Source organism: Halorubrum halophilum, from assembly GCF_000739595.1.
GTDB classification, from domain to species: domain Archaea; phylum Halobacteriota; class Halobacteria; order Halobacteriales; family Haloferacaceae; genus Halorubrum; species Halorubrum halophilum.
This window is the reverse complement of the sequence record NZ_BBJP01000005.1, coordinates 40,281-55,665: the sequence shown is the minus strand read 5'-3', so window position 1 is coordinate 55,665 and position 15,385 is coordinate 40,281. Positions and strand designations below refer to the sequence as shown.

Here is a 15,385-nt window from a genome sequence, read left to right as displayed (position 1 = left end):
CGTTACGCCTAAGCGACGGCGAGCCGACCCACGGCGTATGCACTACCACGAGGCGGCGGCGTTCCTCTTCGACCTCCGCCGCTTCTCGGTGAAGCCGGGGACCGAGCGCGTGGCGGCGCTGCTCGACCACCTCGGGAACCCGGAGGAGGACGTGTCGTTCGTGCAGGTCGCCGGCTCGAACGGGAAGGGAAGCACCGCGCGCATGACCGAGTCGATCCTGCGCGAGTCCGGGCTCTCCGTCGGCCTCTACACCTCCCCGCACCTCTCCGCGCTCGCCGAGCGGATCCGGGTCGACGGGCTGGCGATGACCGAGGACGCCATCACCGACTTCGTCGCGGAGGTGAAGCCGTGGCTCGTCGAGCGCGCCGCGGCCGGCGAACCGCTCACCTTCTTCGAAGTCGTCACGGCGATGGCGATCCGCGAGTTCGCGCGCCGCGAGGTCGACGCCGCCGTCCTCGAGGTTGGGCTCGGCGGCGAGTACGACGCCACCAGCGCGGTCGACCCCGTCGCGACAGCGGTCACCAACGTCTCGCTCGAACACACCGCGGTCCTCGGCGACACGATCGAAGAGATCGCCCGCACCAAGGCGCGGATCGCCGAGCCGGGCGCCCCCTTCGTCACCGCCTGCGAGGGCGAGGCCCTGTCGGTCGTCCGCGGGGTCGCCGACGAGGCTGGCGCCCCGGTCGCGACGGTTGCGGGGGTGAGAGAGAGTGGTGAAAACGACGACGGCGACGATTCCGACCACGCCCTCTCCGTCGCCTACGAGGGGCGCGTGAGCCCGACCGACGCCGAGGTGACGCTGTCCGGCGAGGTGACCGGGACCTACCGGATCCCGCTCGTCGGCGACCACCAGGCGACGAACGCGGGGATCGCGGTCGCGCTCGCCCGGCGCACCGCGGCGGCCCTCGGCGGTGCGGACGAGGCCGCCACCCACCTCCCCGACACCGCGGTCCGCGACGGCCTCGCGCGGGCGACGTGGCCCGGCCGGTTCGAGGTTATCAATACGGCCCCGCTCACGGTGCTCGACGGCGCGCACAACCCGGCCGCCTGCCGGACCCTCGCGGGGACCCTCGCCGAGTACGACTACGACGACCTCCATTTGGTGTACGGCGCGATGCACGACAAGGACCACGCGAGCGCCGCGAGCGCGCTCCCGGACGCCGCCTCCGCGGTCACTTGCCGCCCGGACCTCGACCGCGCGGAGGACCCAGAGGTGTTGGCCGCCGCGCTCCGGACCGCCGGCGTCGGCGACGTGACCGCCGGCGGCGACGTGGCTGCCGCACTCGAGAGCGCGGTCGAGCGCGCCGCCCCCGGCGACTGCGTGCTGCTCGTCGGCTCGCTGTTCGCGGTCGCCGAGGCCCGCGCGGCGCGCATGCGAACCGTGACTCCGCGGTCGGTCGGGGGCGGGGCCGACCCGGCCACGAGAGCGGCCCGCGCGCTCGACTCCGGCGGAGTGCCGCCGGACGCGGCCGAAGCGAACGCCGACGGGATCGACCACCGCGTCCTCTCGCTCCGGCTCCGCGGCGACCGCGCGGAACGTATCACTGCCGCCATCCGCGAAGTCGGCGGCGACGCCGCGATCGGCGGGCTCGGCGGCGGCGAGGGGCGCGTCCCCGGCGGCGAGCGCGTGCCCGTCACGCTCGCGGGGACGGTGGCGGAGTACCGCGAGCTTCTCGGCCGGCTCCGCGAGCGCGAGGGCGAGGAGTTCGCGGGGATCGCGGACGACATCGCCGACCGAATCGGGATCGACGGGAACTCGCGTGACGCCTCCGGTCCCGACGACACCGTTTCCGACGGTTCCGACCCAGACGACTCCGACCCAGACGACTACCCCTGGACCGACGGCACCGCAGTCATGGGCGTGCTCAACGTCACGCCGGACTCCTTCCACGACGGGGGGCGACACGGGGGCCTCGACGACGCGGTCGCGGGCGTCGAGCGGATGGTCGAGGCCGGCGTCGACATTGTCGACGTGGGCGGCGAGTCGACGCGACCGGGCGCCGAGCCCGTGCCGGTCGACGAGGAGATCGATCGGGTCGTCCCGACGCTGGAAGCGATCCGGTCGGTGCCAGCGGTCGCCGACGGCGACGTGCTGGTCTCGGTCGACACGCGGAAGCCGGCGGTCGCGGAGGCGGCGCTGGAGGCGGGCGCGGACGTCATCAACGACGTGACCGGGCTGGCGGACCCGGAGATGCGCGAGGTCGTCGCCGACGCCGGCTGTCCGGTCGTGGTGATGCACAGCCTCGAAGCCCCCGTCGACCCGACGAACGACCCCGAGTACGACGACGCCGTCGACGACGTGATCACGGCGCTCCGCGAGCGGCTCGCGCTGGCCGAGACCGCCGGGATCGACCGCGAGAAGGTGATAGTCGACCCCGGGATCGGCTTCGGCAAGTCGGCCGCCGAGGCGTTCGAGCTGATCGACCGCGCCCGGGAGTTCGACGCGCTCGACTGTCCGGTGCTGATCGGCCACTCCCACAAGTCGATGTACGACGCGGTCGACCGAGGGCCGGACGACCGCGAGCACGCCACCGTCGCCGCGACCGCGCTCGCCGCCGATCGGGGGGCGGACATCGTTCGTGTCCACGACGTCGCCGAGAACCGCGCCGCGGTCGACGTCGCCGCCGCGGTGAACGGCTCTCTGCACGAGGGCGGGCAGTCGTCGGGGGACGAACCCGGGGGGAGCGAACCCGACGAATGACGGCAGCGTTTTGCGTCGCGACCCCCTCGCGCCGGTATGGCCCGGCGTCTGCTGCTCGGCTGTAGCGCGGTCGGGAACACGCTTGTCGAGCGCACCCGCGAGTCGCACGGCGAGCTCGTCGCGATCACCGACGACACCGGGTGGGTCTCGACCCTGCGCGACCGCAACGTCGCCACCGTGGAGGCCGATCCGACCGACCCCGCGACGTACCCCGACAGCGCCGCTGTCGTGCTGGTCGCGAGCGACGACCCGGCGCGGAACGTCGCCGCCGCGGAGGCCGCGCGACGCCGCTACCCGGACGCGATGATCGTCGCGCACGTCGGCACGAACCCGACCGCGGCCCAGCAGGACGCGCTGAAGGCGGCCGCCGACCGCGTCGTCGATCCCGTTGAGGCCGTCGTCTCACGAGTCCGCGAGGCCACCGGCGTCGACGCCGACGAGGAGCCGGTCCGGCTGTTTCGAGTCCTCCGGAATCTCTCCGGTCCCCTCCTCGTCGTCGCGCACGACAACCCCGACCCCGACGCCATCGCGAGCGCGCTCGGTCTGAAGCGGATCGCCGAGGAGATCGGCGTCCCCGCGGACGCCTGTTACGGCGGCGAGATAGCGCATCAGGAGAACCGCGCGATGGTGAACCTGCTCGACCTCTCGCTGCGGACCTTCGACGAGATCGATCTCGACGACTACGACGGGGTCGCCCTCGTCGACCACTCGCGCGCCGGGATCAACGACAGCCTCCCCGAAGACCACCCGGTCGACATCGTCGTCGACCACCACCCGCCGCGGGGACCCGTCGCCGGGGAGTTCGTCGACATCCGGCCGGACGCGGGCGCGACGAGCACGCTGATCGAGGAGTACCTCTCGCGGCTCGGCATCGAACCCGACCAGGCCCTCGCGACCGCCCTCCTGTACGGGATCCGGATCGACACGAAGGACTTCACGCGGTCGACGTCGATCCCGGACTTCGAGGCGGCCGCGTCGCTGTCGGCGTTCGCCGACGAGTCGACGCTCGAACGCGTCGAGAGCCCGAGCGTGAGCCCGGAGACGCTCCGCGTGCTCGCGCGCGCCATCGAGGGCCGCGACGTGCGCGGCTCAACCGTCGCCTCCTGCGTCGGCGAAATCGGCGACCGCGACGCGCTCGCGCAGGCGTCCGAGCGCCTCCTCGATCTGGACGGGATCGCGGTGACGTTCGTGTTCGGCTACATGGACGGCGTGATCTACGGCTCGGCGCGGGCTCGGGGCGCCGACCTCGACGTGGGCGAACTGCTCCGCGACGCGCTCGACCCGGTCGGCTCCGCCGGGGGCCACGCGACCATGGCCGGCGCGCAGGTCCCGCTCGGCATCCTCGAGGAGGTCTCGGAGGAGGAGTCGCTCGAAGACGTCGTCGAGGCGTTCGTCGCCGGGCGCTTCTTCGAGGCGCTCGACGACGCCCCCTCGCCGCCGGCGGGGGGGTTGCCGCAGTTCCCGACCGACTGAGGGCGTTCGCTGCTTCCCGCTCCGTGCGCCCGAGGGCGCAACCTACATAGTTCGCGACGGCGAAGCGGTATCCATGACCGACGACACCGTCGAACACCGCCGACTGATGATCGCCGGTACCGGGATCGCGGGGCTCTCCGCCGCGATCTACGCCGCGCGGTCGAACAACGACCCCCTGCTCATCGAAGGCGACGAGCCGGGCGGACAGCTCACGCTCACCACCGACGTGGAGAACTACCCCGGCTTCCCCGAGGGGGTCTCCGGGCCGGAGCTGATCAACAACATGAAAGAACAGGCGACGAAGTTCGGCGCCGAGACTCGCAACGGGGTCATCGTGGACGTCACCAAAGAGCCCGCGGGCCACTTCCGCGTCGAGCTCTCCGACGGCGACGTCTACACCGCCGACGCCTTCATCGCCGCCTCGGGGGCCAGCGCCCGCACCCTCGGCGTTCCCGGCGAGGACGAGCTGATGGGGTACGGGCTCTCGACGTGCGCGACCTGCGACGGCGCGTTCTTCCGCGACGAGGACATGCTCGTCGTCGGCGGCGGCGACGCCGCGATGGAGGAGGCGAACTTCCTGACGAAGTTCGCGGACACCGTCTACATCGTCCATCGCCGCGAGGAGTTCCGCGCCGAGGACGTGTGGATCGAGCGCACGATGGAGAAGGTGGAAGACGGCGAGATCGAACTCCTCCTCAACACCGAACTCACCGAGATCCACGGCACCCCCGAGGACGGCATCGACCACGTGAGCCTCGTCGAACACCCGGACGGGCACCCGAAGGAGAAGCTCGACGACCCCGCCACCGCCGACGAGGTTGACGAATACGACTTCGACGTGGGCGCCGTCTTCTTCGCCATCGGCCACACCCCGAACACCGATTTCCTCGAAGGCACCGGGATCGAGACCGACGACGACGGCTACTTGATCACCGAGGGCGGCCGCGGCGGGAACCAGACCGCGACCGGCGTCGAGGGCCTCTTCGGCGCGGGCGACGTGGTCGACTTCCACTACCAGCAGGCGGCCACGGCCAGCGGGATGGGCGTGAAGGCCGCGCTCGACGTCGACGAGTACCTCACCGAGCGCGAGCGCGCCGGCGAGCTGTACGAGCCGACCGCCGACGCCGCGGCCGCAGACGACTGAGCGGCGACCGAACCACGAGCGCCTTTTTAAGCAACTGACCTGCGACGGAGCCGCCGAGCGACGGCACCAACGACTTCTTATAAATCGTTCTGCGGTCGGCGCGCGCCTCCGAGTGGCCGCCTTTGGCGGCCACGAGGAGCCCGCGCGAGGGAGTCAGTCGTCCGGAGCGAAGCGGAGGGCGACTGACGAGGTTGGGGAGGCGTGAGGTGCGGGACTGTGCGGTGCGGGTGGGACTCAAAGGGGCAGTCGCCGGCGGCTTCGCCGCCGGCTGCCAGAGGCGCGAAGCGCCTCGCTGCCGCGAGGACGAAGCACGCTGCAGCAAGTACCGCAGGGAGCGAACGAAGTGAGCGACCGAGGAGCGCAGCAAAGCGCGCGAGTCGTCGCCGGCTGGGGCTTTGGAGGTGTTCACCGCAAGTCCGCTAGAGGCCGCTTATAAGCGATCGAGAACGACAAAACCCGAATCGACGATCCACGAACGACTGTTTATAAGCGATCGGCGAATTCCTACTCCTCGTCGCGGTCGACGACCACCGTCCGCCCGGTGAGTCGCTCGGGCTCAAACCGGTACAGCTCGATGTCGAGGTTCTCCTTCCCGTCGGCCCAGATCTCGAATAAGGGCCGTTGCGTCTCGCCGTACTGCGCGATCGTCTCGGGCGTGAGATCGTCGAGGTCGACCCGGTGGAGGGTGCCGACGGCGACGACGCTCGCGTACTCCTCGCGGTCTCCCTCGCCGCCCTCCTCGTACACCACGATCCGGGCCTGCGGGTCGGACGCGAGGAACTCCCGCTTCTCGCTGTCGGGCGTCGACACGAGCCGGAGGAAGGCGGTCCGCGACTCCTCGTCGAATCCGTACGAGATCGGGATCGCGTACGGGGTCTCGTCGCGCGCGAGGGACAGCACACCTGTCTCGTGCCGAGACAGGAGCGCGTCGACCTCCGCGTCGGACATCTCGACCTCGCTTCTCGTCGCCATACGCTACCTCTCTGGGTACGAGGGGATAAAGGACACGAGACCGGGCGAGGGGGAGCCGACGGCTATCGGTGACGGGGACCCGCAGTGGGTGCGACGAGAGCAAGAGGCTGGGACGGCCCCGAGCGACGACGATCCCTACGCGGTCTGGGTGTTCCCGATGTCGCCCTCGCTGATGGGCGCACCGCAGACGACACAGCCCGTCTCGATCAGCGTCGCCCGCATCTCGTCGTCCACCTCAATCGAGCGACGACACTCTGGGCAGACGAAGGTGTGCGTCCGTGGGCTCATACCGCAGAGTACGACACGAACCCACATGAAGGATAGTTCGAATTCCGAGGCCACAGGAATCCGGCTGATCACCGGACTCGAAGGCGGGTGATCGCCGGACTGCGGCCGGACCTAGTCGAGCAGCGTCGAGAGCAGCTTCCGCTGTGCGGCCGCCATGTGCTCCGAGAACGTCGAGCGATCGATGTCGAGCGACTCCGCGACCTCGCCGGCGTTCGCCCCCTTCGGGTGGTCGAAGTAGCCGGCGTCGTAGGCGGCGGTGAGCACCTCGCGCTGGCGCTCGGTCAGCTCGCTCCGGTCGACGGTGACCAGGTCCGACTCCTCGGGCGTCGACGACGACTGGAGAAGTCGCAACACCTGCATATCGGAACAGGACTCCCGGAACTCGTCAAGCACGGAGCGGAGCGTCGGCAGGTCGGTCGCGTGGAACGTGACGAGCAGCCGCCCGTCTCGGATCGTGGTCTCCGAGGCGGGGACGCCGTGTCGGTCGAGCACCGCGAACGGCGACGCCTCGACCCACGGCGCCTCGAACCGGTAGGCGGCCTTGGCGCCGTAGTCGAACACGACCTCGACCCCGTCGGGGACCGGGAGGTCCGCGTCGGCGATGAACTCGAGGACGACCGTCTCCGGGTCGTCGGTCGACGTACTGCGCGCGACGCTGTAGATCGGCGTCGACCCGTCGACCACGCCGTCGAACGGGGAGGGCGCCGCCGTCGGGAGCGAGACCTCCGCCCTGATTCCGGATCCCATCTGCGTCCGTTCGTGTCCGCCGGCCGGCAAAACGTTGACGCCGTCGTCGCGTCGGCGTCGGTGTCGTCGACCTCCGGATCGCCGCCGGACGCAGCGCTCGCTCGCAGGCGCCGCGATCGGCGCTTCCTTATAAAAAACCCCACATATGTAGGGCCGGTGTTGGGGAGGGTGGAGCCGTTACCTACATCCATGAAGCGAAACGCGCCGCAGGCGACCGGACCGACGACCGCGACGGAAGGCGACGAGACCCTCGACGACACGTTCGACGCGCTCGCCGACCCCGACTGCCGGGCGATCCTCGGGGCCGCCGACACGGCGATGACGACGAGCGAGCTGGCCGAGGCGTGCGACATCGCGCTCTCGACCGCGTACCGCAAGGTCGAACGACTCAGCGAGACGCCCCTGCTGGTCGAGGGCGTTCGCTTCGACCCCGACGGCGACCACGCGGCGGAGTACTCGCGGGGCGCGACCGACGCCACCATCGAGCTCGACGAGGGCGGCGTCACGCTGACCGTCGACGACTCGGCGGCCGACCCGGTGAACACCGCGTTCGACACCACCGGCGTCTCGGCCGACTGATCTACCACCTGTCGCGGTCGACCGACCGCACGGCCGAAGAATTTCTCTCGTGATAATCAGGCGGCCAGTCTTATCATCCGCCTCGGAAAGCGGTACCCATATGGCCGAGTCGCCGGATCCCGCAGTTCTTCTGGATCTCGCGGGGGACAAGATCGCCGTCCTCGACGAAGACGGGGTCTACCGGCACCTCAACGCGGCCGTCGCCGACTTGATCGGGTTCGAACCGGACGAACTCGTCGGGGCGGACGCGTTCGCGCTCGTTCACCCCGACGACGAGGGGCGGATCCGAGAGAAGTTCGCGCGGATCGCCTCCGGGGAGCGGGCGGCCGCCGAGCCGCTGGAGTACCGGCACCGCACCGACGACGACGAATGGGTGTGGCTCCGGACGACGGTGCACCCGCCCGGAGAGACGGGGATCGACGGCTACGTGGTGGCCTCGCGGGACATCACCGCCGAGGTCGAGTCTCGGCGCCGACTGGAGACGATCGCGTCGGTCTCGTCCGACGTGTTCTGGATGTTCTCCGCCGAGTGGGACGAGCTGCTGTTCGTCAACGACGCCGTCGACGATGTCTTCGGCGTGTCGTCGGACGTGCTCGAACGGCGGCCCACGAAGTTCCTCGACGCGGTCCACCCCGAGGACCGCCCGTACGTCGAGCGGGCGATGGAGCGGCTCTCGAGCGGCGAGTCGACGCTGATCGACTACCGTCTCGGGTCTGCCGACGGGACCACGAAGTGGGTCCGCGTGCCCGGCGAGCCGGTGATCGAGAACGATGAGGTCGTCGCAGTCACCGGATTCGCCCGCGACGTCACCGAGGAGTACCGCCGCGAGCGACAGCTCGCCGTGATGGATAACCTCCTGCGGCACACGATCCGCAACGACATGAATATCGTCGACGGGACCGCGGAGCGCATCGTCGATTCCATCGACGGCTCGGACGCGTTCGATCCAGAGGCGTGGGGCGGCGGCGCGGGTACGGACCAAGAGGCCGACGGCAATCGGATCGACCCCGACGCCCTCGCCGAACTCGGCGCGGACTTACAGGAGTACGCGGAGACGATCCGGCGGATCGCCTCCGACCTGTTGACGACGGCGGAGAAGCAGCGCGGCGTGATCGACCTGCTGCGACAGCGCGGGTCGCCCCGAGCGGTCGAAGTCGCGCCCGTGGTCGAGGAGGCGCTCGGCATGGTCGTCGACGACTGCGACGAGGCGATAGACATCACGTATCGCGATCCAGTCGCCGACGGCGACGCGGCTGAGGCCGATCCCGGAGAGGAAGCCGAGAACGCGGACTGGATGACCGACGAGGGAACGGCGAGCGAGGGAACGGTGAGCGAGGGAACGGCGAGCGAGGGAACGGTGAGCGAGGGGACGGAAGACGACGGTTCGACGGTCCCCCAAGTGTCGGTCTCGTATCCGCCGGACGCGAGGGCGTTCACGCACCCGGAGCTCGATTACGCGATCGCGGAACTGGTCGAGAACGCCCTCGAACACGCGGAGTCGACGCCGCGGGTCCGGATCGACGTGCGTGGGACGGACGAGGCGATTGAGGTGTCGATCCGCGACAACTGCCCGCCGATCCCGGTCGAGGAGCGGTACGTCATCACCGACCGGTGGGAGATGGACGACCTGCGTCACACCGGCGGGATGGGCCTGTGGCTCGTGTACTGGGTCGCCAACCGGTCGGGCGGCGACTTGACCTTCGACACCCACGGCGACGGGAACCTCGTGACCCTCTCAGTTCCGAACGCGAGGACCGGTGCGACCGACGGGGACTCCCGCGAGGCGAGCCCCTCGAACCGCCCGCGGACCGCCGCCGTGGAGCGATCGGAGACGCGGATGCGAACGGACGGGTCCGCGCCTTCGGATTCGGAAGACCGCGGCTCGGAGCCGGAGGAGTTCGACGACACCGACTGAACGGGCGATCACCTCGCCGATCCTCGAACTCACCGTGATGGATCCGGACGGTCGTTCATTAATATTCAGGATATGAGAACGCTCCCGTCGATCTTAAGCCGTCGGTGCGTATAGCCACGTACCGATGGGTACGCTCAACGAGCTGTTCGACCCGGACCGGGTCGCCGTCGTCGGCGCGACATCCCGAGAGGGGGCTGTCGGACGCGCCGTCACGTCAAATCTGCTCGACGACTTCGACGGCGACACCGTTCCCGTCAACCCGAACTACGACGAGGTGCTCGGCACGCCCTGCGTCGACGCGGTGGCCGACGCCGACGCCGACGTCGCCGTGATCGTCGTGCCGCCGTCGATCGTGTTGGACGCGATCGAGGCGTGCGGCGAGGCCGGCGTCCGGAACGTCGTCGTGATCACCGCGGGGTTCGGCGAGACGGGGGAGGACGGGGCCGCGAGGGAGCAGCACCTCGCGGAGATAGCCGACGAGTACGACCTGAACCTCGTCGGCCCCAACAGTCTGGGGATTATGTCGACGCCCTCGGGGATGAACGCGACGTTCGGCCCGGAGAACGCGCTCCCCGGCGGGCTCTCCTTCATGAGCCAGTCGGGGGCGTTCGTCACCGCGGTCCTCGACTGGGCCAACGACAACGGGATCGGCTTCAAAGACGTGGTCTCGCTGGGTAACAAGGCCGTCCTCGACGAGACCGACTTCGTCGACCACTGGGGCGACGACGAGGAGACCGACGTGATAATCGGCTACCTCGAGGGGATCGAGGACGGTCGCGAGTTCATCGAGACCGCCCGCGAGACGACGCGGGACACCCCGATCGTCGCCGTGAAGTCCGGGCGGACGAGCGCGGGGGCACAGGCAGCCTCCTCGCACACCGGCACGCTCGCCGGCTCCGACAAGGCGTACGAGGCCGGCCTCGACCAGGCGGGCGTCATCCGCGCCGAGTCGGTCGACGAGCTGTTCGACTCGGCCGGAATCTTAGGCAGCCAGCCGCTCCCCGACACCGACAGCGTCGCCATCGTCACCAACGCCGGCGGCCCCGGCGTGATGGCGACCGACGCCGTCGGCGACGCCGACCTCGACATGGCGTCGTTCACCGGGGAGACGACCGATCGGCTCTCCGAGTCGATGCCCGACGAGGCGAACATCCACAACCCGGTCGACGTGATCGGCGACGCCGACGTGGAGCGGTTCCGCGAGGCGCTGGAGATCACCGTCGCCGACGACAACGTCGGGGCCGCCCTCGTGTTGGCCGCGCCGACCGCGACGATCGACTTCGACGAGCTCGCCGAGGCGATCACCGGCGTGAGCGACGAGATGGACGCCCCCGTCGCCGCCTGCCTGATGGGGGGCGACCGGACTCGGAAGCCGAAACAGCGGCTCCAGTCGAAGGGGATCCCCTGTTACTTCGACCCCGCGCGCGCCATCGACAGCCTCGCGACGCTCGCGGAGTACCGCGACATCAAGGCGCGCGAGTACGCCGACCCGATGTCGTTCGACGTCGACCGCGAGCGCGCCCGCGAGATACTCGGGACGGTGCGCGAGCGCGACGACAACCGCTTGGGCGTCGAGGCGATGGAGCTGCTCGACGCGTACGGCATCCCCACGCCCGCCGGCGAGATCGTCGACTCGCCCGAGCGCGCCCGCGAGGTCGCCGCCGGGATCGACGGCGGCGTGGTGATGAAGATCGTCTCGCCAGACATCCTCCACAAGTCCGACATCGGCGGCGTCGCCGTCGGCGTCGAGGACGGCGAGGTGGCGGACACCTACGAGGACCTGATCACGCGGGCGCGCAACTACCAGCCGGACGCGACCGTCCTCGGCGTCCAAGTGCAGGAGATGGTCGACCTCGACGACGGCGTCGAGACGATCGTCGGCATGAACCGCGACCCGCAGTTCGGCCCCCTGCTGATGTTCGGGCTGGGCGGCATCTTCGTGGAAGTGATGGAGGACACCACCTTCCGCGTCGCGCCCGTCTCCGAGCCGGAGGCCCGCGAGATGACCGAGGAGATCCAGTCGGCGCCGCTGCTGCGCGGCGCCCGCGGCCGCGACCCGGTCGACGTCGACGCCGTGATCGAGACGATCGGCCGGCTCTCACAGCTGGTGACCGACTTCCCGGCGATCTTAGAGCTCGACATCAACCCCCTCGTCGCACTGCCCGACGCCGACGGCGGCACGAACGCCGCCGCCGTCGACGTGAGACTCACCGTTGACCCGGAGGAACTCGACCAATGACAGACACAACCACGACACTCGTCACCGCGACCGGAGAAGGCGCCGGAAAGACAGCGATCACCGTCGCGCTCGCGCGACTCGCCGCCGACCGCGACCGCAGCGTCGGCTACATGAAGCCGAAGGGGACGCGGCTCCAGTCGAACGTCGGGAAGACGCTCGATCAGGACCCCATGCTCGCCCGCGAGGTGCTCGGTCTCGACGCGGAGATGCACCAGATGGAGCCCGTCGTCTACTCGCCGACGTTCGTCGAGGGCGCGATCCGCGGCACGGAGGACGCCGACGCGCTCCGCGACCGGATCCGGGAGGAGTACGAGGAGCTGTCCGCCGACCGCGACCACATGTTCATTGAGGGCGGTGGCCGCTGGACCACCGGCGGCGTCGTCGACCTCACCGACGTGGACGTGGCGGAACTCCTCGACGCGCGGGTCGTGCTGGTCGCCGGGTACGACTCGCCGAACGACCTCGACGAGGTGCTCGCGGCCGCCGACGCGTTCGGTGACCGCCTCGCCGGCGTCGTGTTCAACAAGGTCTCCGACGACGCCTTCGAGTCGCTCGATCAGGACGGGATCCCGTTCCTCGAGTCGAAGGGGATCACCGTGTTCGGCGCCATCCCGTCCGAGAAGGAGCTGGCCGGCGTCACCGTCGGCGAGCTCGCGGACGAGCTCGGCGCCGAACTCCTCACCGACGCCCCGACCGACGGCTTCGTCGAGCGCTTCCTCGTCGGCGCGATGGGCGGCGACGAGGCGCTCCGCTACTTCCGGCGCGCCCGCGACGCCGCCGTCATCACCGGCGGCGACCGCGCCGACGTGCAGACCGCGGCGCTCGAGGCCTCCGGCGTCGCCTGCCTCGTGCTCACCGGCGGCCACCGCCCCTCGGGCGCCGTGCTCGGGAAGGCGGCCGACGCCGGCAAGCCCGTCCTCGCGGTGAACACCGACACGGTCACCGCGATCGACCGCGCTGAGGGGATCGTCCGCGGCGGTCGCACCCGCGACGCCCGCACCGTCGACCGGATGGCGGAGCTGCTCGACGCGCACGTCGACGTGGACGCGCTGGTCTGAGTCGGAGCCGGTCGCTGAGCGAGGGGGATCCCCCTCGCGTCCCCCGCCGCGGGCGAACGTCTGACATACTGTTTTCAGGGAGGACGACGTAGGGGCCCTATGACCAGTCTCTCGGAGGCGTACGGCGGGCGGGGGCGCTCCGAGGTCGACCCGCGCCGACTGTACCTAGGCGTGGGCTCGTTCGTCGCCGGAACGCTGCTCCTCGTCGCCGGAATCCTCGTGGCCGCGGAGGTCGCCCTCCCGAACGGCTACACCTCCGGCGAGGCGCGGCGGCTCGGCGGCGTGCTCGGCGGCGTGGGCGTCCCCCTCGTGTTGCTCGGCGTGATGACCGTCCTCCCGGCGGACCGCAACACCCGCGTCGCGGCGATCGTCGGCGCGGCGGTGATGTGTCTCGGCGTCGCGCTGTTCGCGTACGCGTACCCCGACCAGTGGGTCGGCGGCCCGCACCCGGAGCTCACGGACCTCACGCTCCCGACCGCGGGGCTATACTTCGTCGGCGCCGCCACGACGCTGTGGAGCGTGTTCGTCGGCGTCGCCAACTTCAAGACCCGGAACGATCCCGGTGGCACCGTCACGATGGAGGTGACCCACAAGGGCGAGACGAAGGTGATCGAGGTCGACCGCGACGAACTCAACCGCGGCGGCGGCGTCGGCCTCCTCGGCGGCACGCCCGACGGTAACGTGGAGACGCAGACGAACCGGCGCGGTGGGAGCAGCAGTGGTTCCGGCTCGGGATCCGGACCGAGCTCGTCCGGATCTCCCGGATCGTCCGGATCGCCCACGTCGTCCGGTTCGACCAGGTCGGCTGGTGGGTCTCGTTCGGCCGGAGGCGGCCAGCCCGCCGGCGTGAGCGACGGCGGCGCGGCCGAGACCAACATCCGGTCCCCGCTTGACGGGACGAGCGGCGGGAACGACTCCGGCGGTCCGTCCGGCCCGTCCGGCCCGGACGGACCGGTCACCCCCGGCGTCTCGCCCGAGGCGCGCGACGGCCCGGGCGACACCTACTGCGGGAACTGCGCGCAGTTCGACTACGTCCGAACGGAGCAGGGGATGCAGCCCTACTGCGGCCACCACGACGCGCTGATGGACGACATGGACGCCTGCGAGGAATGGACGCCGCGGTGACCCGATCGGAAGCGAGCGCCTGAGCCGTCCCCTTTTAAGCTGGATCAGCCGACGGGAGCTGCGACTCCGCGACCGCGAACGCGAGCGTGCTCAACACCGCGGTGAGCGTCCCGGCCGCGAGCGCCATCGCGAGGTCGGGGAGCCCGAGCGAGGTCACGCCCGGGGCCGTCGGCAGGAAGAACCCGGAGACGGCGTACAGCACGACCGCGATCGAAAGCACGTAAAAGGGCGCGTTGAGGTACCGCCACCGGAAGCGCCCCGCGAGGTACTCGTCGGTGATCTGGCCGAGGCTGGAGGTGACCCCGGCGACGGCGAGCCACTGGACGAATCCGTGGACGAACGCCGCGAGCGCGACGCCCGCGGTGATTCCTCCTCCACGGACGCCGCGGACGGTTTCGATCGTTTCCATTCCTTGGAACCCGCCGACGACGATCAGCGCGAGCGCGACGACGTAGGTGACGAGCGTCACCCGCCCGGTGTAGAGCACGTTGCGGACAGATGCGGCCGCGCCGTCGACCGTGTCTTCGAGTCCGAGCCCGCGGAACAGCGAGTAGAGCCCGAGGAGGCCGGAGAGGATCCCGAGGACCGCCGCGCCCGCAACGTCGAACAGGTTGGCGACGACGACGAGCGGGTAGATTAAGAGGAGCACGCCGAGCGGCACCAGGATCGTGCCGCGGGTCTCCGGGTCGCCGAGCACCTGCTTGATCGTGTAGTAGAGGGATTCGAGGTCCTGCGCCTGCCGCACGACGACGCGGCGCATCCCGTCGATCGGCATCCGCGAGCGGATCACCGGGAGGACCGACTCGTCCTGCGCGCCGTCGGTGATGACGACCGCCGAGACCTCCTCACCGGTCGACAGCTCCGCGAGCACGCGGTCGACCTCTTTCCCCACCGCGCGGTTCGCCTTCACGTCGGAGCCGTCGACGCCGGTGACCGCGGCGACCTCGACCGCCTCGCCGCCGGCCGCCAGCTCGTCGTAGACGTTGACGCCTTGAAAGAGGACGTTCACGTCGGAGTCCTCCGGATCGGCCGTCGCGAGCGCGACCGCGGCCTCGGTGACCTCGTCGGCGCCGATGACGGGGGTGGGGATCCCCGTCTTCCGACCGAGGTCGTCGTCAAGGTCGACACAGAGGACGAGCAGCAT

At 70.4% G+C, this 15,385-nt stretch carries 12 protein-coding genes; 8 read left to right on the top strand and 4 right to left on the bottom strand.

The genetic code is table 11. The annotated features are described in order from the left end of the window. The first annotated feature begins 37 nt into the window (after positions 1 to 37). The 3 genes from folP to ACP96_RS01560 all read left to right on the top strand — a co-directional run bounded on the left by folP (position 38) and on the right by ACP96_RS01560 (position 5,318). Positions 38 to 2,701 carry a dihydropteroate synthase gene (gene folP / locus ACP96_RS01570; RefSeq protein ID WP_050031862.1) on the top strand — a complete coding sequence of 888 codons (2,664 nt, stop codon included), beginning with the start codon at positions 38 to 40 and terminating at the stop codon, positions 2,699 to 2,701. Positions 2,702 to 2,737: 36 nt separating this feature from the next. Then, positions 2,738 to 4,174 carry a DHH family phosphoesterase gene (locus ACP96_RS01565; RefSeq protein WP_050031861.1) on the top strand — a complete coding sequence of 479 codons (1,437 nt, stop codon included), beginning with the start codon at positions 2,738 to 2,740 and terminating at the stop codon, positions 4,172 to 4,174. 73 nt (positions 4,175 to 4,247) lie between these two features. After that, complete coding sequence (locus tag ACP96_RS01560) at positions 4,248 to 5,318, top strand: NAD(P)/FAD-dependent oxidoreductase (protein ID WP_050031860.1); 1,071 nt, start codon at positions 4,248 to 4,250, stop codon at positions 5,316 to 5,318. A 504-nt stretch (positions 5,319 to 5,822) separates the two neighbouring features. Here ACP96_RS01560 and ACP96_RS01555 read toward each other — a convergent pair. From ACP96_RS01555 to ACP96_RS01545, 3 genes are all read right to left on the bottom strand, one after another. Next, complete coding sequence (locus tag ACP96_RS01555; protein WP_050025930.1) at positions 5,823 to 6,290, bottom strand: pyridoxamine 5'-phosphate oxidase family protein; 468 nt, start codon at positions 6,288 to 6,290, stop codon at positions 5,823 to 5,825. 135 nt (positions 6,291 to 6,425) lie between these two features. After that, complete coding sequence (locus ACP96_RS19075; protein WP_200895710.1) at positions 6,426 to 6,578, bottom strand: DUF7560 family zinc ribbon protein; 153 nt, start codon at positions 6,576 to 6,578, stop codon at positions 6,426 to 6,428. A gap of 111 nt (positions 6,579 to 6,689) precedes the next feature. After that, positions 6,690 to 7,325 (bottom strand): helix-turn-helix domain-containing protein, encoded by a 636-nt coding sequence (locus ACP96_RS01545; RefSeq protein WP_050025931.1) that lies wholly within the window; start codon positions 7,323 to 7,325, stop codon positions 6,690 to 6,692. A gap of 189 nt (positions 7,326 to 7,514) precedes the next feature. On the opposite strand from ACP96_RS01545, the gene ACP96_RS01540 reads away from it, so the two are divergent. The 5 genes from ACP96_RS01540 (at position 7,515) to ACP96_RS01520 (ending at position 14,241) form a co-directional block, all read left to right on the top strand. Next, a complete protein-coding gene (locus ACP96_RS01540; RefSeq protein ID WP_050025925.1) occupies positions 7,515 to 7,904 on the top strand; it encodes a winged helix-turn-helix domain-containing protein in 390 nt (129 codons plus the stop codon). A 100-nt stretch (positions 7,905 to 8,004) separates the two neighbouring features. Then, positions 8,005 to 9,819 carry a PAS domain-containing protein gene (locus tag ACP96_RS01535; RefSeq protein ID WP_050031859.1) on the top strand — a complete coding sequence of 605 codons (1,815 nt, stop codon included), beginning with the start codon at positions 8,005 to 8,007 and terminating at the stop codon, positions 9,817 to 9,819. Between the two features lie 124 nt (positions 9,820 to 9,943). Further along, positions 9,944 to 12,058: an acetate--CoA ligase family protein gene (locus tag ACP96_RS01530; RefSeq protein ID WP_050031858.1), complete on the top strand. Its 2,115-nt coding sequence runs from the start codon at positions 9,944 to 9,946 to the stop codon at positions 12,056 to 12,058. Then, positions 12,055 to 13,116, top strand: coding sequence for a phosphotransacetylase family protein (locus ACP96_RS01525; RefSeq protein WP_050031857.1), 1,062 nt, complete (start codon positions 12,055 to 12,057; stop codon positions 13,114 to 13,116). Before ACP96_RS01530 ends, ACP96_RS01525 begins: the two co-directional genes overlap by 4 nt. A gap of 99 nt (positions 13,117 to 13,215) precedes the next feature. Then, the gene (locus ACP96_RS01520) at positions 13,216 to 14,241 is read left to right on the top strand and encodes a DUF7139 domain-containing protein (RefSeq protein WP_050025919.1); all 1,026 of its coding nucleotides are present in this window, start codon (positions 13,216 to 13,218) and stop codon (positions 14,239 to 14,241) included. A 34-nt stretch (positions 14,242 to 14,275) separates the two neighbouring features. Here the strand turns inward: ACP96_RS01520 and ACP96_RS01515 are convergent, their stop codons facing one another. Next, entirely contained in the window at positions 14,276 to 15,385 is a 1,110-nt protein-coding gene (locus ACP96_RS01515) for a DUF373 family protein (RefSeq protein WP_050025917.1), read from the bottom strand.